The 20,948-nt window shown below is 43.3% G+C and carries 21 protein-coding genes and 1 pseudogene; 13 read left to right on the top strand and 9 right to left on the bottom strand.

Features of this window, described 5'->3' with window-relative positions:
- Positions 1-143: pseudogene (locus tag ACGTN9_RS13985) on the top strand (IS4-like element ISHaha1 family transposase); the annotation flags it as partial.
- Between the two features lie 352 nt (positions 144-495).
- On the opposite strand, the gene ACGTN9_RS13980 reads toward ACGTN9_RS13985, so the two are convergent.
- Positions 496-1,116, bottom strand: coding sequence for an NAD(P)-dependent oxidoreductase (locus ACGTN9_RS13980; RefSeq protein ID WP_499593758.1), 621 nt, complete (start codon positions 1,114-1,116; stop codon positions 496-498).
- Positions 1,117-1,221: 105 nt separating this feature from the next.
- Between ACGTN9_RS13980 and ACGTN9_RS13975 the strand changes: the two genes are divergently transcribed.
- On the top strand, positions 1,222-2,517 hold the full coding sequence (locus ACGTN9_RS13975; RefSeq protein WP_499593756.1) for an MFS transporter: 1,296 nt from the start codon (positions 1,222-1,224) through the stop codon (positions 2,515-2,517).
- 223 nt (positions 2,518-2,740) lie between these two features.
- Here ACGTN9_RS13975 and ACGTN9_RS13970 read toward each other — a convergent pair whose 3' ends face one another.
- Both ACGTN9_RS13970 and ACGTN9_RS13965 read right to left on the bottom strand, forming a co-directional pair.
- Positions 2,741-3,040: a hypothetical protein gene (locus tag ACGTN9_RS13970; protein WP_499593755.1), complete on the bottom strand. Its 300-nt coding sequence runs from the start codon at positions 3,038-3,040 to the stop codon at positions 2,741-2,743.
- Between the two features lie 107 nt (positions 3,041-3,147).
- The gene (locus ACGTN9_RS13965) at positions 3,148-4,065 is read right to left on the bottom strand and encodes a zinc dependent phospholipase C family protein (protein WP_499593754.1); all 918 of its coding nucleotides are present in this window, start codon (positions 4,063-4,065) and stop codon (positions 3,148-3,150) included.
- Between the two features lie 348 nt (positions 4,066-4,413).
- On the opposite strand from ACGTN9_RS13965, the gene fumC reads away from it, so the two are divergent.
- The 3 genes from fumC (at position 4,414) to ACGTN9_RS13950 (ending at position 6,527) form a co-directional block, all read left to right on the top strand.
- Entirely contained in the window at positions 4,414-5,805 is a 1,392-nt protein-coding gene (gene fumC / locus ACGTN9_RS13960; protein WP_499593753.1) for a class II fumarate hydratase, read from the top strand.
- Between the two features lie 87 nt (positions 5,806-5,892).
- The gene (locus ACGTN9_RS13955; protein ID WP_028781938.1) at positions 5,893-6,102 is read left to right on the top strand and encodes an alpha/beta-type small acid-soluble spore protein; all 210 of its coding nucleotides are present in this window, start codon (positions 5,893-5,895) and stop codon (positions 6,100-6,102) included.
- Between the two features lie 173 nt (positions 6,103-6,275).
- On the top strand, positions 6,276-6,527 hold the full coding sequence (locus tag ACGTN9_RS13950; protein WP_499593751.1) for a hypothetical protein: 252 nt from the start codon (positions 6,276-6,278) through the stop codon (positions 6,525-6,527).
- Between the two features lie 67 nt (positions 6,528-6,594).
- On the opposite strand, the gene ACGTN9_RS13945 is transcribed toward ACGTN9_RS13950, so the two are convergent.
- On the bottom strand, positions 6,595-7,692 hold the full coding sequence (locus ACGTN9_RS13945; RefSeq protein WP_499593749.1) for an ABC transporter ATP-binding protein: 1,098 nt from the start codon (positions 7,690-7,692) through the stop codon (positions 6,595-6,597).
- Positions 7,693-7,959: 267 nt separating this feature from the next.
- Positions 7,960-8,880 (bottom strand): PucR family transcriptional regulator, encoded by a 921-nt coding sequence (locus ACGTN9_RS13940; RefSeq protein WP_499593747.1) that lies wholly within the window; start codon positions 8,878-8,880, stop codon positions 7,960-7,962.
- A 169-nt stretch (positions 8,881-9,049) separates the two neighbouring features.
- Here ACGTN9_RS13940 and ACGTN9_RS13935 point away from each other — a divergent pair, with 169 nt between their 5' ends.
- Entirely contained in the window at positions 9,050-9,328 is a 279-nt protein-coding gene (locus ACGTN9_RS13935) for a metal-sensitive transcriptional regulator (protein ID WP_028781942.1), read from the top strand.
- A 161-nt stretch (positions 9,329-9,489) separates the two neighbouring features.
- On the opposite strand, the gene ACGTN9_RS13930 is transcribed toward ACGTN9_RS13935, so the two are convergent.
- Together ACGTN9_RS13930 and ACGTN9_RS13925 are read right to left on the bottom strand one after the other, a co-directional pair.
- Positions 9,490-9,657, bottom strand: a complete 168-nt coding sequence (locus tag ACGTN9_RS13930) for a hypothetical protein (RefSeq protein WP_499593745.1) — start codon at positions 9,655-9,657, stop codon at positions 9,490-9,492.
- 64 nt (positions 9,658-9,721) lie between these two features.
- Entirely contained in the window at positions 9,722-11,032 is a 1,311-nt protein-coding gene (locus ACGTN9_RS13925; RefSeq protein WP_499593743.1) for a YheC/YheD family endospore coat-associated protein, read from the bottom strand.
- A gap of 117 nt (positions 11,033-11,149) precedes the next feature.
- On the opposite strand from ACGTN9_RS13925, the gene ACGTN9_RS13920 reads away from it, so the two are divergent.
- The 3 genes from ACGTN9_RS13920 (at position 11,150) to ACGTN9_RS13910 (ending at position 13,716) form a co-directional block, all read left to right on the top strand.
- Positions 11,150-12,286, top strand: coding sequence for a DUF445 domain-containing protein (locus tag ACGTN9_RS13920; protein WP_499593741.1), 1,137 nt, complete (start codon positions 11,150-11,152; stop codon positions 12,284-12,286).
- Between the two features lie 89 nt (positions 12,287-12,375).
- Positions 12,376-12,729, top strand: coding sequence for a YlbF/YmcA family competence regulator (locus ACGTN9_RS13915; protein ID WP_028781945.1), 354 nt, complete (start codon positions 12,376-12,378; stop codon positions 12,727-12,729).
- Between the two features lie 216 nt (positions 12,730-12,945).
- Positions 12,946-13,716: an enoyl-CoA hydratase gene (locus ACGTN9_RS13910; RefSeq protein ID WP_499593739.1), complete on the top strand. Its 771-nt coding sequence runs from the start codon at positions 12,946-12,948 to the stop codon at positions 13,714-13,716.
- A gap of 185 nt (positions 13,717-13,901) precedes the next feature.
- On the opposite strand, the gene ACGTN9_RS13905 is transcribed toward ACGTN9_RS13910, so the two are convergent.
- Positions 13,902-14,087 (bottom strand): YhzD family protein, encoded by a 186-nt coding sequence (locus ACGTN9_RS13905; RefSeq protein WP_093046071.1) that lies wholly within the window; start codon positions 14,085-14,087, stop codon positions 13,902-13,904.
- 183 nt (positions 14,088-14,270) lie between these two features.
- On the opposite strand from ACGTN9_RS13905, the gene ACGTN9_RS13900 reads away from it, so the two are divergent.
- Together ACGTN9_RS13900 and ACGTN9_RS13895 are read left to right on the top strand one after the other, a co-directional pair.
- Positions 14,271-15,170 carry an ABC transporter ATP-binding protein gene (locus tag ACGTN9_RS13900; RefSeq protein WP_499593737.1) on the top strand — a complete coding sequence of 300 codons (900 nt, stop codon included), beginning with the start codon at positions 14,271-14,273 and terminating at the stop codon, positions 15,168-15,170.
- On the top strand, positions 15,163-16,419 hold the full coding sequence (locus ACGTN9_RS13895) for an ABC transporter permease (RefSeq protein WP_499593735.1): 1,257 nt from the start codon (positions 15,163-15,165) through the stop codon (positions 16,417-16,419). Before ACGTN9_RS13900 ends, ACGTN9_RS13895 begins: the two co-directional genes overlap by 8 nt.
- 51 nt (positions 16,420-16,470) lie before the next feature.
- Here ACGTN9_RS13895 and ACGTN9_RS13890 read toward each other — a convergent pair whose 3' ends face one another.
- The gene (locus tag ACGTN9_RS13890; protein ID WP_139823792.1) at positions 16,471-16,623 is read right to left on the bottom strand and encodes a YuzL family protein; all 153 of its coding nucleotides are present in this window, start codon (positions 16,621-16,623) and stop codon (positions 16,471-16,473) included.
- Positions 16,624-16,741: 118 nt separating this feature from the next.
- Here ACGTN9_RS13890 and ACGTN9_RS13885 point away from each other — a divergent pair, with 118 nt between their 5' ends.
- Both ACGTN9_RS13885 and ACGTN9_RS13880 read left to right on the top strand, forming a co-directional pair.
- Positions 16,742-17,962, top strand: a complete 1,221-nt coding sequence (locus tag ACGTN9_RS13885; RefSeq protein ID WP_499593733.1) for a metallophosphoesterase family protein — start codon at positions 16,742-16,744, stop codon at positions 17,960-17,962.
- A 13-nt stretch (positions 17,963-17,975) separates the two neighbouring features.
- Positions 17,976-20,912 carry an ATP-binding protein gene (locus ACGTN9_RS13880; RefSeq protein WP_499593731.1) on the top strand — a complete coding sequence of 979 codons (2,937 nt, stop codon included), beginning with the start codon at positions 17,976-17,978 and terminating at the stop codon, positions 20,910-20,912.
- Positions 20,913-20,948 lie beyond the last annotated feature (36 nt).

The following is a 20,948-nucleotide window of genomic DNA, read 5'->3' as shown; positions in this document are numbered from 1 at the left end:
TCGTATCCCCCAGCCAATCCGATACAAAGAGTGTATGTAAGCTGATGGAAGCTATCTTTGAAAATGCCAGGCGACACGGAAGAAAAGAGCATAGGAAAAAGCATACTAGTCCGTTTGACATTTTAGGCATAGCTTATAAATAAGGCTTTAAAGACAGGGTTTTAAGAATGATTGAATTTGTATAGTGAAAGTTAAGGTTATGGTTGGAAAAATATTGAAAAATAGATCGGTCATAACTCTCTTTTCGCAACACTCATTGTTAGCTTGACGGTTATGGGGAAACGGCGATACTCCCGCGGGAGAAGGGGCTAGGCAAGATCCGCAGGGCTTTAGCCCGAGGAAGCTTGTCAGGTCCCCCGCAGGAAAGCGAGTCGTTTCCCGACCACCCTATTAATCTTATGGTAACGGACCCCACTATCTCGAAACTGAGTCTTCAAGTAAAGGGAGCTTAACTGTAAAATCATCACAGAGATTTAACATAGCAAAATTTAAGGATCAGTAACATATTCCGATCTTTTGCTGGATGAATTTCTCCTGCACAAGCGTATCAAAAGCGAAACGGGCGGTATCCCCAACGGTTACCTTTTTGCCATTTTCAGGAAGGAAGCTGCGTTCAAAGCGCACGTCTCCCTGCTCCTCACCGTCAGGCAGGTAAGTAGGGCAGATGTATGTCCAGTCGAGTCCGCTGGCTTTCCATGCTTGATAAGCCTTTAAGTGTTCCTCAGCAGCTGCCGTCGACTTGCGTTTACTTTCTGTTGTTTCAAAACGATATTTCCCTGCTTGAAAACGGCTGTCCAATATGCCTGCGGTCCCAATGACGACTGCCCTGATTACGTTAGATTTTTTCATGGCTTCGATTATCAGAGGGGTAGAGACTGACAGGGTATCTGATTTATCGGTGCCAAGTGCGACAAAAACGGCATCACAGCCCTGGATGGTGGCTTCCACATCAGACCGACGGGAGGCATTTCCTTCTATCACGTTAACTTTTCTGAACGAAGTGGGAATTTTATTGGGATTTCTAATAAGAGCATTGACTTCCCATCCTGAACCTCCGGCTAATTCAGTAAATACGGAGCCGACTCTTCCGGTCGCCCCGAATACAGCAACTTTCATCGTATGCCTCCTAAATAAATATAATTTTCAGAAAAAAACTGCATCGTAATAGTAAAATTTTGCTATGCTTAGTATAACAAGTCTGATCTTGATGGGGGAAAGGTTATGAAAAAGAAACCGGTGTTAAGCTGGGTATTCTATGATTTCGGGAACTCTGCCTTTGCTACAACGATGATGGCAGCTGTACTGCCTATATTTTATTATGATGTGGCAGCGGTTGGTTTGAAAGAGTCATTGGCAGCAAGTTACTGGGGCTATACACAGTCGATTGCCGTATTGATTGTAGCTGTCCTGGCGCCAGTGCTCGGGGCGATCAGCGACTACTCTGCTGCGAAAAAGAAGTTCTTGATGTTTTTTGCATTCATGGGGATGCTCGCGAGTATCCTGATGGCTTTTGTCGGGGAGGGAGACTACCTGCTGGCGTCTGTCCTAATGGTGTTCGGTACCATCGGCTTCTCAGGAGGTAATGTGTTCTATGATGCTTTTTTGCCAGAAGTAGCCGATGAAAATACAATCGACAAAGTATCTACCTGGGGCTTCGCTTTTGGATATATAGGAGGTGGGGTACTGCTGGCAATCAATCTGCTGATGATTATGCAGCCAGCTTTATTCGGTATTGCGAATACATTAGCAGCTACCAAATTGGCATTTGTATCCGTCGGGGTGTGGTGGCTGGTATTCTCCATTCCGTTATTCAAAAATATTTTTGAAGAGAAAAAAGTCAAATCCAAACGGACAAAGTCCTATGTTCGTATTGGCTTCAACCGTGTCGGAACTACATTTAAGGAAATCAAACAATACAAGCAGCTATTTTTATTCCTGATTGCTTTTTGGCTGTTCAATGATGGTATTTCCACCATTATCAAAATGGCGACCGTCTATGGGCGGGATATAGGTATCGGCAGCAACGACTTGATCCTTGCGCTTTTGATCACTCAGTTCGTCGGGATTCCTTTCACCTTTTTGTTTGGTTGGATTGCCGGTAAAATCACTGCTAAAAAGGCGCTTTCCCTCAGTCTTGTCGTCTACATCATAATTGTTATCATCGGATATTTTATGACTTCTGCCTTTCATTTTTATTTATTAGCTATCTGTGTCGGCATGGTACAGGGCGGTGCCCAATCCTTGAGCAGATCTATTTTTGGCCGCATGGTGCCCGGCGACCGTCATGCCGAGTTCTTCGGTTTCTATGGAATTTCGTCTAAATTCGCTGCTATTTTTGGTCCGTTTTTATTTGCGATAGTCGGGCAATTGACGGGGTCAAGCCGGTTGGGAATTCTGGCTCTGATCGTATTTTTTGTTCTTGGTTTGTTGTTGCTTCAAAAAGTGGATGTCGAGCAAGGGATGAAAGATGCGAAGGACCAGACACGGCTCAAAGATAAAGTAGAAATACACACGTAAGTCAGGATCTATAGCAGTGGGCTGCATCCAGCTCCAGCGCCTACCCCCTCGAGGTCTTAAGTCAAGCCTCTCTGTGACAAGAAAACGTCACGGCGAGGCTTGGCTTAAGCTTGTCGGAGGCCTGCAGGATGCAGGTCAGTTCGATGTTGGCACAGGACGTGCCGTTTTTAGTCGAACGTCATTACTAGCAAGGCGCTTGCGCTTTTGTTCGACATGTTGTATTTTATGAAGCGCGCCAAAATCTTTGGATGAACCTGCCTAATGCATGCCATGAAATCCAAGCTAAAAAAGTTAATAACATGGCACCTAATAGTGCTCCGATAATTTCTCCCCAATAATTCCAGCTTACGTCCGATAAGAATCCGATATAAATGAAGTCCCAATGGAACAGCCGTAAAATACTTGCTAGTACCGCCGCAAGAGCTCCTCCACTGAAGCCGATTCCCAACCCGAACAACAATGGAACGAAAACAATCGATAACAGAACTTTCATCCCCATACTGCTTACATTTTTCAGCTCCATTCCCCCCCTGGATTGCCCGTATCCGTATTTTTTTGTGACTAAATAATCTATTCATCACTTCATATAAATATGCTTTCACCGACTTGAAAAACCAATTTTTAGCGATGTTATACGATTGGTGCACTATACCGGTTGCTTAAGTTTTTATGCAGCGGTTCGCCAGTATCATACGAAATGTCCGCCAGCTTGTCTTTTAGTTCCTCTAGTGTATTTTTTGAACCATTTTGCCAATAGTGCAGCAGTAGCGTGAGGATTTCTTTTCCTTCATCAAATGCTTTTTCGTAAAGCTCATCAAATGATTCCTTTTTTAATTCCCCAGTTGCCGGATGGTGCCATTCGTTTTTATTGATGTTCAAGTAATCTTCTTTTTCCTCGACTGGACGGTGGGAGAATGAAGAAACAAGCGAGCCCAACAGCTTGTTTTTCCAGCCTGCCGGGTCATACAACACACGCATAGCTGTTTTCATATCATAATAAGATTCCTGGATATAGTCACCAGGAAGGCCTGCTGTCACGTCAGCGAAATATTTTTTTATTGTAGTATCGAGGATCCGTATAAGCCCCTTATCGAGCCTGCTTCCGACATCAATTTGTCTATGTACAGGATTACGCCAGGTTTTCATACTTTTCTCACGTTCCAAGATGAGGGTATCGATGATGACTTCTAACTCCTGGTGTCTATTTCCTTCGTACCCGGCACGGTAATGGATGTAAGGGTGGGTGTTGCGATCCAGAATATGATGGGTCAGGAAACCGAAAATGTAGGCCTGGGAGGATGCCGGTGCTTCTTTACCTTGTTCGATAAGGTCGAGGAGGAAGTCTCCACAATATTCGGTATGCAGCCGCATACCTACTTCCTCGACGCCTTTGCTTTCTAAAAAAGGCCAAAACCGATGGTAAAAAAACGGGTCCGGTCCCTGGGCCCCTAAGTTGACATAAGGAGAAAGGATTTTAAGCCGTTCCGTGTGCTCCAGGGTGTCCAGCATTGATTGGCTGAAATGGATATGGGTCCAGATATTAGGCATGACTAAGCCTCCTATGTAATCGTATTTGTCATAATTATACAATAAAAAGAAGCCCTCCCACAGGGCTTCTTCAACCACTAATCCATTATTTTACCCACTGAAAAAAGATCGAGCAAGAAAATCAGCTACTAAACGTGTTTCGGTAATCATCCCTCCTTCACGTTGTATGTAGTGCCTTCCTGCCTCCTTTCCGAGTTGTTATATATACCATACACCTATTTCTGAATAATGTAAATAGTCAGAAAGTTGTTATTTGTATTAGATGTTTTCTTCTTAATGATGAAGCGCCAGAATTTTTGTTATAATTGGACAGGAGTTTATTTTTCATAAGGCGAGGGAGGATACAACATGGATTATCGTATTGAAAAAGACACATTAGGTGAGATGAAAGTACCAAAAGAAAAATACTGGGCAGCTCAAACGCAGCGCAGCAAAGAAAACTTCCCAATTGGCAATGAAAAAATGCCTGTGGAAGTGATTCATGGATTTGCCGTTTTGAAAAAAAGTGCGGCTCGAGCGAATCAGGAATTAGGACTTTTGGAACAGGAAAAAGCTGATGCCATCGGACATGCTGCTGATCGAATCGTAGCTGGAGAGCTGGAGGAACATTTCCCATTGGTTGTCTGGCAGACTGGAAGCGGTACGCAATCTAATATGAACGTCAACGAGGTTATCGCTTATGTCGGAAATGAATGGCTGAAGGAGCAGGGGACGGATACAAGACTGCACCCGAATGATGATGTAAACAAGTCCCAGAGCTCCAATGATACGTATCCAACAGCGATGCACATCGCAGCTGTATTGAAAGTGGAAGAAACCGTATTGCCTTCCTTGAAGCAATTGAAAACAACATTAAAAGAAAAAATGGAAGCGTTTCAGGATATCGTGAAAATTGGTCGTACACATCTCCAGGATGCGACACCATTGACGCTTGGCCAGGAAATAAGTGGCTGGCACCGTATGCTTGAAAAGACAGAAAGCATGCTGGAAGACAGCCTGCAATATGTAAAAGAACTGGCTATCGGCGGTACAGCAGTAGGGACAGGCTTGAATGCTCATCCGGACTTTGCTGAAACAGTCGTGAATAAAATCAACGAGGAGACAGGAAAAACATTCATTTCTGCTCCGAATAAATTCCATGCGTTAACTTCTCATGATGAGTTGGTTCACGTTCACGGTGCATTGAAGGCTTTGGCAGCTGATGTAATGAAAATCGCAAACGATGTCAGATGGCTGGCAAGCGGGCCTCGCTGCGGTATTGGTGAAATCACAATCCCTGCCAATGAACCTGGAAGCTCGATCATGCCAGGTAAAGTCAATCCAACCCAAAGTGAAGCAGTCACCATGGTGGCAGCTCAAGTTATGGGTAATGATGCGACAATCGGTTTTGCGGCCAGTCAAGGAAACTTTGAACTGAATGTTTTCAAACCGGTAATCGCTTATAACTTCTTGCAGTCTGCTCAATTACTAGCTGACAGTATGGTATCGTTTGATGAACGCTGTGTCAGCGGTTTGGAGCCTGATCACGGAAAAATCGAGCAATATTTGAAAGATTCCTTGATGCTTGTAACTGCATTAAATCCGCATATCGGTTATGAAAATGCGGCAAAAATTGCAAAAACTGCGTTTGAAAAAGATCAGACGTTGAAGGAAACAGCTGTAGAATTAGGTATTCTGACAGAAGCAGAATTCGAGGAATACGTTGATCCGAAAGCGATGACAAAGCCGAATGCTAAGTAATTAATTTTTGTAGAAAATTACCAATTAAAATTTGTGATACTTCCTGAATTGTGGGTCAAACTACAATTACACAGGAGGTGAGACACAATGGCTCAAAACCAAAACCAATCTAATCAATTAGTAGTACCTGGTGCTCAACAAGCACTTGACCAAATGAAAATGGAGATTGCACAAGAATTTGGTGTGCAACTAGGCGCTGACACTACTTCCCGTGCTAACGGATCTGTAGGTGGAGAAATCACTAAGCGTCTTGTCCAAATGGCTGAATCTCAATTCGGCGGACAACAACCACGATAAATGAATGGTAAACAGGAGAAGCGGTCTACGCTTCTCCTTCCTTTTGTTTATATATAATTATTGAATCCTCTATTATAAGAAATTCATAGTTCCGCGTTCATTCATTTTTTAAATGGACCAATAAAAGAAGTAATGGCATCCGTAATATTATAGTAATGAGGAGAGGGATGGATATGCTGATTTGCCCAATTTGCAATGGGATACAAGAGATTGAGGATATTTGTCCGGATTGCGCGAGTGACATGGTCGATCAGGGGAAAATAGTTGATTACCTGGACGACTACAGCCCTTACCTGGAAGTGATGATGACAAAGCTGGTCGATGGAGATACAGACTCGGCCACTGCCCATCAATGCATCCATATCATCCAATGCGTAGAGTGTGGAAAGATCATGACCAAAGAGATACAGGAAGCTCCATATTGAAAAAGGACTGCCACTTTAAAAAAGATGACAGTCCTTTTTCTTATGTTACAATGCAAACCTTTTAAGTTTACTTAATACGTTCTTCTGTTTCTGCGTCAAAGAAGTGAGCTTTGTTCATATCCATTGCAAGCTCGATGTCTTCTCCACCATTGATATCTGTTCGGGAATCAACACGGGCGATAAAGTCCTGGCCGTTCACCTTAGAATAAAGATAAGATTCAGAACCCATCAATTCTGCTACTTCGATATGGGCAGTGATTTTGCTTTCAGGGTTGGCGTCAATGAACAAAGGTTCGTCATGGATATCCTCCGGACGTACACCAAGGATGACTTCTTTATTCAAATAGTTCTGGGCGCGGAGCGGTTTCATTTTTCCTTCTGGGACTTTGATGTTTACATTGCCGACTTCAATATAGCCTTCTTTCAATGTTCCAGTCAGGAAATTCATGGCTGGCGAGCCGATGAAACCGCCGACAAAAACGTTATTCGGCTTGTCATATACTTCTTTAGGTGCACCGACCTGTTGAATGTATCCATCCTTCATGACAACCAGGCGGGTCGCCATTGTCATAGCTTCTGTCTGGTCATGAGTAACATAGATCGTTGTAGTCTGGAGACGCTGGTGAAGTTTTTGGATTTCAGCGCGCATCTGTACACGCAATTTCGCATCAAGGTTGGATAAAGGTTCGTCCATCAAGAATACTTTCGCATCACGTACAATCGCACGTCCTAAGGCGACACGCTGACGCTGACCACCAGAAAGGGCTTTCGGTTTACGGTCCAGCAATGCTTCCAGCCCAAGAATTTTTGCTGCGTCCTGCACTCGGCGGTCAATTTCTTTTTTATCCATTTTACGAAGCTTCAAGCCGAATGCCATATTATCGTATACATTCATGTGTGGATACAATGCATAGTTCTGGAACACCATTGCGATGTCCCTGTCTTTAGGCGCAACATCATTCATACGTTTGTCATCGATGTAAAAATCTCCACCTGTGATTTCCTCCAGACCAGCGATCATACGAAGGGTCGTGGATTTACCACACCCGGATGGTCCTACAAATACTACAAATTCTTTATCCGCGATATCCAAATTGAAATCTTCTACCGCTTTGACATTTTTGTCATATACTTTATCAATATGATTTAATTTAAGCTCTGCCATGGTAATTCCTCCCCAAAGTTATGTAAGCGTTTTATTAACTATGTATTTAGTCTACCTAAGTCTTGATAGGGCGTAAATGGACAACGTGCACAAAGAAACTATACTTGGTTGTGCACGTTGTATAGTTGCACTAGCTCATGTGCCTTTACCTTTCTTTTTAGAGGTCCTTTGCTGGTGAATTCTCTTTATCTGAACGAATAGGTGACACCAGCTCGCCTGGATTCTTTGTGGCTTTTGTTTCCAGGTTCAACACAATCCATTCGATAATTACCGGTCGCTCCAGCTGTTGATTTTCATTTGCAATAGTGCCAGGTAGGTGGGGAGGGCAAATTGGAATTGCCGGACATCGATCCCTGTTTTTTCAATGAATTTATCAATCCGGTACTGCAAACTGTTGCGGTGCATATATAATTTTTTTGACGTCAAGGTAGCGTTAGAATTGCATTCCAGGAATACCTGAACGGTATGCAGAAGCTCTGGTTCATTGATCACTTCCTGCAAGATTGCCTGAGTCACCCGGTCAGCCTGGTCGTCAGGAAGCTGATCCAGGTATACATAGGGAAGCACATCAAGAAAATGTGTGACATCTTTTTTTACGTGATTTTGTGCGATATAAAAACATTGCTTGCTCCAGCTGAAATGGGAGGGAGCATCCTCGATCTCATTGACGAATTCACTGACATAAAAAGAAAGCTTTCTATAAAAGTCACTCATTAATACATCGATGATTTCTTCAAAGGAGAGTGTCTCATCTTCCTTACCTTTTCTTTCTTCGATGATGAATCCGGTATGATCATTTTCCCAGATGATCGGCATTTGAACGGAAAATAAACCCTGGATTGCTTCCCGGAAGGTCTCAGGCTCAGCACTTCGCTCCGATAATTTGAAAAAAACAAACCGGAAGCTGCCGGGTGGGTCGTTATAAATCAATTTTTCAGGTTTATGGTGATAAATCAAGTCGATCCATTGTTGTTCCCGTTCAGTAATATAAGGGGTGTCATAGTAATATGGGGTCAAGAAGATTTCCAGCATGTCTGATTCACGACTGGAAAGTTCACTTTTTTTAATCCCGATGATTTCCTCGGTTTCTGTTTGAAACCACTTATATTCATTTGCGTCCAGATGCTTTTCGCAAGGGAGTTTGACGAGAGAAGGGTAAATCGATTTTATTTTTTCTATTATAATCATTTGTCTCTTCCTTTTTTTTAAGTTATTCTTTATTATATCAATAGGAATACTTATACCAAACATAAGGGTTTATTTTTCAGGAGAAAATGATTATAATATACCTATAAGGGTACACTGAAAATAGGGAATACTTTTCATGATATAACCCTAGGGAAAGGGAGGGACAAGCATGGAAGAAATTAAAATGGATCAATATAACCAGGAAACGAAAAATCGTTTGAAACGTATAGAGGGTCAAATCCGCGGTGTATTAAAGATGATGGAAGAGGAAAAAGAATGTAAAGACGTCATCACTCAACTGTCTGCAGCCCGTTCTGCGATGGACCGTGCGATTGGGTATATCGTTGCAAAAAACCTTGAAACCTGCATCCGTACCAGCAACGAACAAGGCGATTCTGCCGAGCAGCTGATCAACGACGCCGTACAAATGATTGTTAAAAGCCGCTAAGCACAAATAGAGAAAAGTCCTTATAAAAAACGTACGTCAGCCATTCTGACGTACGTTTTTTGTGCTTTAAGACTTTTTTTAAAGGACTAAAGTATAAGAAACACTTAGGTTATCGCCATAAGTACCTGGCGATAAGTCAGGTCTTTCTGATATGAAAGTGCTCAGTCATCTTTTTGTTCAGGTATTTCATGAACTTCTCCCAGCTGCTCTCTGCCATAAACAGATCGTTCCATCCCGCCGGCCATACCTTCATTTATCATCCGGTCGACGTCCAATTCAAACTTTCCCTTGCCTTCTGTGGCATGGTGGCGTTCTTTCTTCTCCTTCACTTCTTCACCTCCCGGCAATATACACTTATTTTTTGCCAGCAGGCCTTTTTCATGCGTAAAGAAATCAATCAGTGTCTCGATCCATCAAGTATTGCCCATAACGATAGCTGTACGAAAAATAATTATCCATTTGTTCGGCCAGGGCAGGATGATCGAATAAGAAAAATCCGGGCTTGGAATTGACTTCGAACAACCACAATCCCTCATCTTTGTCGATGGCGATATCAAGGCCTAATTCGCCTAATTGACCGTCAAAATGCTGATCGATTTCCTTGCTGACCAAAAGCGCTGTGTCTGTCAGCCGCTGTTTGATTTGGCGTGTGCGTACTTCAGAAAAAGTTTCTTCTAATATCTTGATCGTGCCTCCATGAATATGGTGTGTGGTAGGCTGTTTTTCATTACCCACCCTGACACCGATCAGGGTAATTTTCCAAGTCCCTGTTTCATCTTTATTGCTATGAACACGAAAATCCAATGGCTTCCCATCTATTTCAAGAAGATCGATTTTCGGCTGAACTAAATAGCCGGAACTGCCTTGTGGAAAATAAGCTTGAAAAAAACTATAGACACCCTGGAAGTGATGAGGATGGCGGGCATCGGCTTCAAGAACATCGAGTGAACCATCTTCATTTTGTTTAACTCTCATCAAACCCTCGCCACGGCTGCCGTGGGTAGGTTTGATATATATAGCATTTTTTTGCAGCATATCGCTGAGCATTTGTTTCGAAGGATTGAAAATGGTATGGGGGAGTAAATGATCCGTTTCATTACTTTCCATTACATATTTCAAAATTGTTGCTTTGTTAAAGAATCCAGGATTGAACACACGGGACTTTTCGTTTAAGGTCCGCAGAGCCTGGTAAACTTTGGGGTGATTTTCTGTTTTCCTGTTCGTGACGCGGTTATAGATAATATCCGGTAAAGGCGATTCTATCTTCCGCCACACTTGCCTGTCGTAGACGTAACCACTTATATAGGCCGGGAGTGTGGACAAATGCTGGTATCCGAAAAAAACAGCCTGGTATCCGAGTTCCTGCCCTGTGGTACTGAAACCCTCGAAATATTTTGTCCGCGGCCCCAGTAACTGGCCTTCTATTTGAAAGCCAGCTGTAAATACGCCGAACGGAACAGTCAATCGTGCTTTATCACCAGTAATATGGCACATCGCCATACGATGATTAGGCAGCTGCAATTGTTCTATTGCTGCAGAAGAAATTAAAATGCAATTATCATTTTCCCGGTGAGTCAAGCATCGGACCGTACAGGATTTTTTTCCGAATGATAAGGAATCGACAGATTGGAACTCTTTTTCATAGGCTTTTGGAACGATCATTCTGGCGTGTGATCCTGCGTAATAACGTATGGAAAAATACATGGACAGCCCTCCCCATCTTTCTATTTATATATGCACAGGAAATTCTTAGCATGACCGTTTCTCATTCCGGGAAAATGATATATACTGGTGACGGAGAATGGAAATGAGGTTGATGTCATGAACGTAGTTTTGTTAATACTGATGATGATGGGGATTGGCGCTCTTATTGGCGGTCTCACCAACTCATTAGCGATAAAAATGTTATTCCGACCATATGAAGCAAAATATATAGGCAAATATCGTTTGCCTTTTACTCCTGGATTGATTCCAAAGCGTCAGCAGGAACTGGCACGTCAGCTTGGCCGGATGGTAGTCCAGCATCTTTTGACGGCAGAAGGGATCCGCAAAAAGCTGGAAGAGAGTGAGTTTCAAAGGCAGATGACTCTATGGGCTCAAGATGAAGTCAAACAGTTGCTCAAACAGGAAAAGAAGATTATCGAACTGCTGAACTTCTTCGATGTCGAAGCGGATGAGGACAAGCTTCGCAGGAAAATTTCCTATTGGGTGGAAAATCAATATGAAGAGATGATGAACCAATACCGTTCTGTTCCTGTCGAAAAAGTGCTTCCGGACAATTGGAAAAAGAAAGCGGATAAGGGAGTAGATAAGCTTGCTGCCAATATCCAGCTTAAGCTAAGCACCTACATTGACAGCCCGGAAGGCAAGCGAAAAATTGCGGAATTGATTGAACATTATTTAACCGGCCAAGGATTTCTCGGTAATATGATTTCTTCCTTCATAACACCAGAGGGACTTACAGATAAAGCCCATCCGGCCGTCCTGCAGTATGTAAGGGCTCCGGAAACGAAGGAATGGCTCGTAGAATTGATCGGCAATGAAAAAGATTATTGGATCCGTCAACCGGTAGGAACAATTGAAGAAAAAATCGGAAAAAACGCGATTAAACGAACGTTAGGTACAACCGTAGCCAAAACTATCCCGCTTAAAAACTGGATGAATCGCACCGTAGCCGATTGGGTGAAGCCGATTCGCTCCAAAATCATCCAGGATGCAGTCCCGGTGCTGGTCGCGCAAGCAGGTACCCTGCTGGCGGATCGAATTGAGCCGATGATGAAAAAACTTCACCTGGCGGAAATCGTCCAGGATCAAGTCGAGGCTTTTTCTGTTGGGAGATTAGAAGCAATGGTGCTGGATATTTCCAGACGAGAATTGAAAATGATTACCTATCTGGGAGCATTGCTTGGTGGATTGATCGGGATCATCCAGGGAGTAATCGTGTTAATTTTAGGATAATGTCTCTATTCCTATACACATCCGTTTACGTTTGTTATAGTGGGGAAGGAATCAAAGTAAGTGAATTATACAGGAGGTTTTTTAAAACAATGGCAAATATCTATGATAACGCGTATGACTTAGAGAAAGCGATTCGTAATAGCGATGAATTCCAAGGATTGAAAGAAGCATACGAAGCAGTAATGGCTGACGAAGCAGCGAAGAAAATGTTCGATAACTTCCGTGAAACACAAATCAACTTGCAGCAAAAACAAATGCAAGGGGAAGAAATCACAGAAGAAGAAGTGCAGCAGGCACAGCAAGTAGTACAGCTTGTACAGCAGCACGAAGTGATTTCTAAACTTATGGAAAAAGAACAGCAGTTGAACACGGTAATCAACGACGTGAGCCGTATCATCACAAAGCCTCTAGAAGAGCTTTACGGTACACCAGAAGAACAGTAATATAAAGGGTTAAATCCTAGTAAGGTAGTTCAGTTTCGGAGTGCAAAAAACATTTTGCGCTCCCTGATTGAACTACTTTTTTTATTTAGGCTCTATTAAATGTTGTTGGTGGTGTTTCGTGAGAGTCCTATTCAACATTTTGTCGAAACTGGCAGGATTTTGTAAATGAGATAGCGAAAAAGAAATGGAAGCGTTTTATTATGAAGGGAGATCGTTATGAACTATTTTGAATTAGAAAATAAAGATAATATCATCGAGCTTAAACTTGCTCGTGGTGAACGCTATAATGCACTGCATGTAGAAATGCTCGAGGAATTCGTAACAACGCTGGAGAAGGTAGAGGCATCCGATGCACAAATTGTTGTAGTTTCTGGAAAAGGAGATGGTTTCTGTGCAGGAGGCGACGTCACAATGATGACGGAAGTAAGTGATGAGGCCAAATTCAATGAAGTGATGGGGAATATCGAAACTATCGTTACTAAACTATACACGATGCCAAAAGTAGTGATTTCTTCCGTTCACGGTCCGGCTGTGGGCTTAGGGTTAAGTATTGCTCTTGCGGCTGATTACATCATCGCCGATCCAGAGGCACGTTTCTCCATGAATTTCATCGGGATCGGACTTTTTCCGGATGGCGGCGGACACTTCTGGCTTCAGGAACGGCTGGGCACGCACCGCGCGAAGCAGTTCGCATGGAATGGGGAAGAGTTATATGCGAAAAAGGCTTATGACTATCATCTTGTCGACCAGGTAGCAGATGAAAACGTGCAAGCAGAAACAAAAGCGCTAGCGGAAGAATGGAGCCACAGACCGCTTCAGTCGATGATTGCTACGAAACAGCTGTACCATCAATATGGACTGGAAAAGTTGAAGAAATATCTTGAAGAAGAAAGAAAAGCCCAGTGGAAACTGCGTCAGACGAGTGACCACCAGGAAGGTGTCAAAGCATTTATGGAAAAAAGGAAACCTGAGTTCACCGGAAAATAATAAGAAAAGGGCAATCGCTTCGAAAGATACGACACGCATAAGCAAAACGGATGGAGGAAGTTTCCCTTTCTTCCACAACACAGGTTGCCTATGACATGATTGAAGCTAGCCAACCAATAAGCACCTTGCCATTAAAAAAGCAGGCTCAATCGCGGAAAACCGAATTGAGCCTGCTTTTGTTTTACCTACCTATGGAATAGAACCAGGTGGCCTTCTGGTGCAACACAGCGATGGGTATGTTCTTCGTAGCCATGTTCTTGTAATTTATTCTGGCCGATTTGTTTCGCATCGTTATCATCGGCAGCTTCAAAGTTTTCATCCAATAATTTCTCGCCATCTTTGGCAAAGACAGTCAGTGCGTAGGCTTTCATAGTTTAACCCCTCCTAAAATTTTCCCACTTTCTACAATTAAATATGAATAGCAGAAAATCCTGCTTGTTGCTAATTTATTTTTTATTTCCCTGAAAAGAGTCTTTTAAAAAATAATAGATATAATTGAAACTATTTGCCTGGTAACAGCGTATAATTAAGAAGTGAAAAAAGGGGGAACAGTTATGGCATTACAATTGCATCAAGTGACAAAACGGTTCGGCGGTGAAGTAGCAGTCGATCATTTGTCCCTTACGATACCAGAAAAAGAGATGTTTGGATTTTTAGGAGGGAATGGTGCTGGCAAGACGACGACCTTTCGGATGATTCTTGGCCTCCTTGACCCGTCAGGAGGATCTATTTCCTGGAACAATGAGACGATCAGCTATGAGAAAAGCCATCTTATCGGCTATCTGCCGGAAGAGCGTGGGCTGTACCCGAAACTGAAGGTGAAAGACCAGCTTGTCTACTTAGCCAGGTTGAGAGGTATGGAGAAAAAGTCAGCACTTGGGCAGCTGGACAGTTGGCTTGATCGCTTCAACATACCTGAATATAAAGAGAAAAAAGTCGAGGAATTGTCTAAAGGAAACCAGCAGAAGATCCAGTTTATTTCCGCTGTCATACATAAACCGGAACTGTTGATTTTAGATGAACCGTTTTCGGGGCTGGACCCGGTCAATGTCGAGCAATTGAAAAAGGCAGTCATCGATTTGAAAGAGCAGGGCACCACCATCGTCTTTTCTTCTCACCGGATGGAGCATGTCGAGGAACTATGCGAGCACTTGTGCATTTTACAAAAAGGGCGGCCAGTAGTGCAAGGCAAACTGAAAGAAATCAAACGATCGTTCGGCAAGAAAAATCTGCGTATCCATGCGGATTTCGATTTGACACATGTACAAGAAATACCGGGGGTCGTGAAATACAAGCGGACGGGAGAAGGTTGTGAGCTGCAAATTGAAAATGAGTCTGTAGCCCAGCGTGTATTCGATACCCTCCATGGAAAAGGTTTCGTCCGTCTGTTTGATTTAGAAGAGCCGTCCTTAAACGACATTTTCATCGAAAAAGTAGGTGCTTCTTATGAATAAATTTTGGATTATGTTGTCCCATACGTATATGAATCGATTGAAATCAAAGTCGTTTCTGATCACTACCGGTGTGACGCTGTTATTGATTATTGGTCTGGCAAACTTCCAGACAATTGCTGAGAAGTTCACTGGTGGTGAAGAAGACGATAGTCAGGAAGTTGCGGTCATCGGTGACAAAGATAGCTTAATTGATCCGCTGCAGAATCAATTGGAGATGCAGAAGGCTTCCGTTGATTTAACAGCATTTGACGGTTCAAAACAAGAAGCAGAGCAGGCTGTCCAGGATGGGGAGTATCAGGCTTTTGTGGAAATTACAGCAGAAAATGAAATACCGTCTGCAACGTTTTATGCCAATCAGATTGCCAACACGACGCTAAGCAATAAAATTAGGGATGCCTTGCAGCAGTTGAAAGTAATGATAGCGGCAGATCAAGCTGACATCGACCCTGCCGTTTTTCAGCAGATTTCCTCCCCGGTCCATTTCGATACGATTGCATTAGAGGAGAATGCCAAGACTGAGGAAGAGTTGAGCGAAGCACGCGGACTTGTCTACGTCATGCTATTTGTCATGTACTTTGCTGTGCTCATGTATGGAAACATGATTGCGATGGAAGTAGCCACGGAAAAGTCGAGCCGGGTCATGGAAATATTGATTTCAAGTGCTTCACCAGTTGCTCAGATGTTTGCTAAAATCATCGGTGTCGCGTTACTGGGGTTGACGCAGCTTACGTTATTCATGGTGGTGGGCTTCCAGGCGGTAAAAATGAATCAGGATGTAATGACTGGAGGTATTTTTGAATACTTCGGGCTGGATGATTTGAAGGTAAGTTTATTTATTTATCTGATTGTATTCTTCATTCTTGGCTATCTATTATATGCAACGCTTGCAGCCATGCTTGGTTCACTGGTAAGCCGTCTTGAAGATGCACAGCAGTTGATTGCACCGATGACCCTGGTGATTGTGGCGGCTTTCATGATTGCCATGTTCGGTCTCAACGCTCCGGATTCCGGGTTTGTAACGGTGACGTCTTTTATCCCGTTCTTTACACCGATGCTGATGTTCTTACGGGTTGGCATGCTGGACCTCCCCTTCTGGGAAGTAGGCTTATCCATCGGTATTTTAATTTTAACCATTATAATAATGGCGATTATCGGGGCGCGCATTTACAGCGGCGGTGTCCTGATGTATGGAAAATCATCGTCACTCAAAGATATCAAAGCAGCCATACAGCTATCGAAAAAAGAGTAAATACAACACAACCGCAAGCATGGAGTCTCCGTTGCTTGCGGTTATTTATATTCATTCTCCCATGTTCTTTTTGCCGTATTGCATATTAGTCGTCTGATGTTCCGGTTCGTCCACGAATGGGTCGACAGGACCCTGGTTTTTCTTTCCTTTGACGCTGGCCGCGCTTTTCGCTCGTTCCGATGGATTTTTCTTTTGTTTTGGCATCGTCCAGGCACCTCCTTAGACTTAGCATTTCCCATCTTTCAGAAAAATTGCTATCGAACGTGCATTCGTTTTTTTGCTTTGCTACAATGAAAGAAAATAGGGAGAAGGAGAAGAGCGTATGACCGATCAAATCAAATTCCTTCATTGTGCCGATTTGCACATCGACAGTCCATTCAAGGGAATAGGAGAACTTCCATCCATGATAGAACAGCAAATAAGGGATAGTACGTTTACCGCCTTGCAGTCACTAGTAGAGCAGGCCATCGTCCACCAGGTAGACTTTATCCTGATAGCAGGAGACTTATTCGATCATGAAATAAGAAGCCTGAAGGCACAAATCAGACTGCGTGATGCCTTTCAGAAGCTTGACGAGCATGGCATCGAAGTATTTATCAGCCATGGGAATCATGATTATTTATCAGCAGTTTTTCACCCGGTTGAATACCCGGATAATGTCCATCTGTTCACGGAGCCACATGTGACCAATCAGTTTTTTTATAAAAATGGTGAGCCGGCAGCTGTTGTTTATGGCTTCAGTTATCATCACCGGGCCGTGAAAGAGAGAAAAGCAGCAGAGTTCCAACGTATAGACGAAGGAAAATATCATATCGCAATGCTGCACGGAAGTATCGAAACAAATACCGATCATGATGTATATGCTCCTTTCCGTGTGGGAGAACTGCAAGAGAAGGATATGGATTACTGGGCACTCGGGCATATCCATAAGCGTGAAATTTTATCGGAATCTCCCTACATCATTTACCCCGGGAATATCCAGGGTCGTTCCATCAAAGAAACGGGCGAGAAAGGCTGTTACTTAGTGGAGATGGACCTTGCCAGCACAACCTTGACGTTCCTGCCATTACATACGTTTCAATTTTATAACATTACGCTTGAAACAGAAGCAGACGGCTTCGATGAATTGGAAAAGTTTCTTTCAGCAAAAAAGGATCAATGGCGTCCTACAGGTCCAGCTATTATCCATATCCATCTAACCGGCGGTGAGGAACTGGCAGCCCTCTGGCATAATAAAAATGACATAGCGGCATTGCTCGAGTGGCTTAATGAGCAAGAACAGGCAGAAAGCCAGTGGTTATGGATCCGGGATATAACGTTTGATGTAATGCCTTCCTGGAATGAGGAAGAATTGAAGCAGGAGAAGCATTTTGTCGGAGAAGTACTACGGCAATATGAAGCGGCAGATGATATGGAAAATTGGTTGAAGCCCTTATACCGTCACCGTACTGCTAGAAAGTATCTTGACAAGATGTCAGATGATGAAAAAAAGCAAGTGTTGAAAGAAGCGAAGGATTTAGTGTTGATGGAATTGCTGAAATGAGAGGAGGGTACTAATGAAGATAACTTATTTACATATCTACGGTTTCGGGAAATGGCAGAATTTTGAGCTTGACCTCGAAAACGGTAATTTTCCAGTTATGGTTGGAGATAATGAGGCAGGAAAATCGACACTTCGTAAGTTCTTGTTATTTATGCTATTTGGATTGCCGCCGAAACAACGGGAATTTTTCCAGCCGAAAACTGGTGGTCCGATCGGCGGAAGAATGGAACTCCTCATGGAAGATGAAAAAAAAGTGATGGTTGAGCGGGTCCATGATCGTCATAACGGGGCGGCCGTCTGTCGGCTGCCGAATGGGGAAGAAAGGGATGAGAGCTACCTGGCCTCATTGATAGGGATGGAACGTGGTTCCTATGAAGCGATTTTTTCCTTTGAAGCCAGTGACCTTACCGATATTCATCATATGGAGCAACAGGATTTGGGAGAGACATTACTCAATATAGGGTTGACCGGATCAGCACAGATCAAGGAAACCGAAAAGAAACTGGACCAGCAAATCGCTGGACTTTTTAAACCCCATGGGAAGAAACCGCTCATCAATAGACGGCTCGATAAGATCGATCAGTCAGCCAAGGAGTTGCGAGAGTTGGAGCAGGAAGAAGGCTCTTATCAACAGTTAAAGGAAGAGCAACGAAAATTACAAGAAAAGATGGAGGAGCTGCGTGTTAAGAAAGCTTCTGTGCAGGAAGTTCTATTTCAGCAGCAGCGTCTACTGCAAGTGAAGGATTTAGTGACAGCCTATCACCAGCACGCTAATGCATCTGAAGCGTATCCCGAAAACTTTCCTGTCGATGGAAAAGAAAGACTGGCAGCGATTAAAGAACAGCTGCTACCTTTGGAAAGTGAACGGCAATTGATCGCGGAAACATTGCAAGAAACTGAGCAGAAGCTGGATGAACTTCAAGCACAGCAGCTTCCGGAAGCATCCTGTCACAAGCTGGAAGCCTTGATAGGGGATATTCCTTCTGTGGAGGATGTAATCCGGAACAATGACACCCTTAAAGAGCGAGTCCGACAATTAGAACATAGGCTTACCCGCGAGTTAGAAGACTTAGCTATCGATCTAAGCCTCGACGAATTGGACACCTACGATTTCCCGTTCTATTTAGAAGAGGAATGGAACCAGGCAGCCAAGCAGAAAGAGAGCCTGGAGAATGAGGGAGAACGTCTCGTAGAACAGGAACGGCAGCTGGCAGCAAAGGAAACACATACAAAGCAACGTTATGCTGCACTTGAAGAAACTCTCTTGTCAGAGAAAGTGTACCGGGATTATACCGTTGATCTGGAGGCATATGAACAAAAGCAGCGTTTTGAGATCAGGAATGACAGTGATGTTTTATCATCGATGTTGGAAAAACGCAGACAGCAGGCTAAAAGGATGTTTGTACTGACAACCGGTTTGTCGGTAGCAGGGTTATTGGCATCCTGGCTGTTATCTTCGTTTCCAATTGCTATTTTTGCAGGATTGATGCTCTTGGGCGGTTTTTATATATATAAGCAATCTTCCGCTGATATGCCTGATTCAGAAAATGATCAAACCGGAAGTTCCCTATCTCAGGAAGAATATCAGGCAATACGAAACAAGGTCGACCGGCATGAAGAAGCTTCGTATCAGTTGAAGCGGCTGCATGAGGAACGTCAGCGTCTTGCTGTAGAAACAATAAAAACAGAGGAACAAGCGCAGACGCTATCTTCCAGAAGGGAACGATTAGACCAGTTACTGCAGGGACACCTCACGAACTATCCATTTTTAAGGAACATAGAATGCGGTCATTGGTTCAAACTTTATCATGCCCTTAAGCCATTGAAAGAAAAGTATAGAGAGTATCAGGCAGCTAAAAAGGAAATCGATACCTTGGAGCAGGAGCTGCGTTCCTATCGCGCTCAAGTAGAGAGGTTTTTAAAAGAAATAGGATGGGAATGGAAAGATAACCAGATTTCTGCTCTATTATCTGAATTGTCCTTTATAAACGATCAGAGTAAAGAAATAAAAAGGAACCTCCAACAGTATGAGAATCAAAAGGAAGAGCTGCAAGATAAGCTAAAGCATGTGCACACACGTATGGTTCCTTATGAAAAAGAACGACAAGTTTTGCTGGAGCAGGGTGGAGTGGACACAGAGCAGGAATTCCTTCAACTCGCCGTTTTTGTAGCAACAGCAAGACATCATCATCAGAAGCAGAAAGAATTACAGCAACAGTTGGCTGCCACTTTAAAACAAGCCGATCTACAGGAATACCGTGTCTTCGAAGCTGTCCCTGATTATCAGCAGTTGGAAAGGGATAAAGCAGAGCAACAGAAGAGGCAGGAAAAGATGGAAGCCGAACAAGAAGACGTACGACAACAGCTTGCAGATATTCATAGCAGGCTGGCGCAATTGGAAGACGCCGAGCAATTTTCCTATAAACGCTATCAGTTACAGACAGAGCGTGATGAACTGCGTGAGGAAGCAAGAGAATGGGCTGTTCTTCAGGCGGCTTATCAGTTGTTATCAAGGACAAAAGAAATATACCAGCATTCATACTTACCAGAGGTATTGGAGCGTGCTACCGGATGGTTCGATAAACTGACTAACGGCCAGTATAAACAGGTTTATTTTCATCCCGAAGAAGGGAAGCTTCAGATTGAAGCTGCTTCTGGATGGAATTTTGATGCTTCCGAACTTTCCCGGGGAACGGCAGACCAACTTTATATCGCTCTACGCCTTTCACTAAGTGCGGTTCTCTCCCAAAAGGAACGCTTGCCGTTTTTCATCGATGATGCTTTTGTGCATTTTGACCATACCCGGACAAGTGTCATGATGGAAATACTGGATGAAATGTCAAAGCAACATCAGGTTTTCTTATTTACTACCAGAAAAGAATTAGCTGAGGGAACGAATGAAAGTCGTGCAATTAAATTGGCAGACCAAATAGCAGGAGAATTCGCTTAATAAAAATATTAATGGTAAAATGTGTTCAGATTATAG

Source organism: Halobacillus sp. B23F22_5 (assembly GCF_043497085.1).
Lineage (GTDB): Bacteria > Bacillota > Bacilli > Bacillales > Halobacillaceae > Thalassobacillus.
This window is presented reverse-complemented; position numbering and strand designations above follow the sequence as displayed.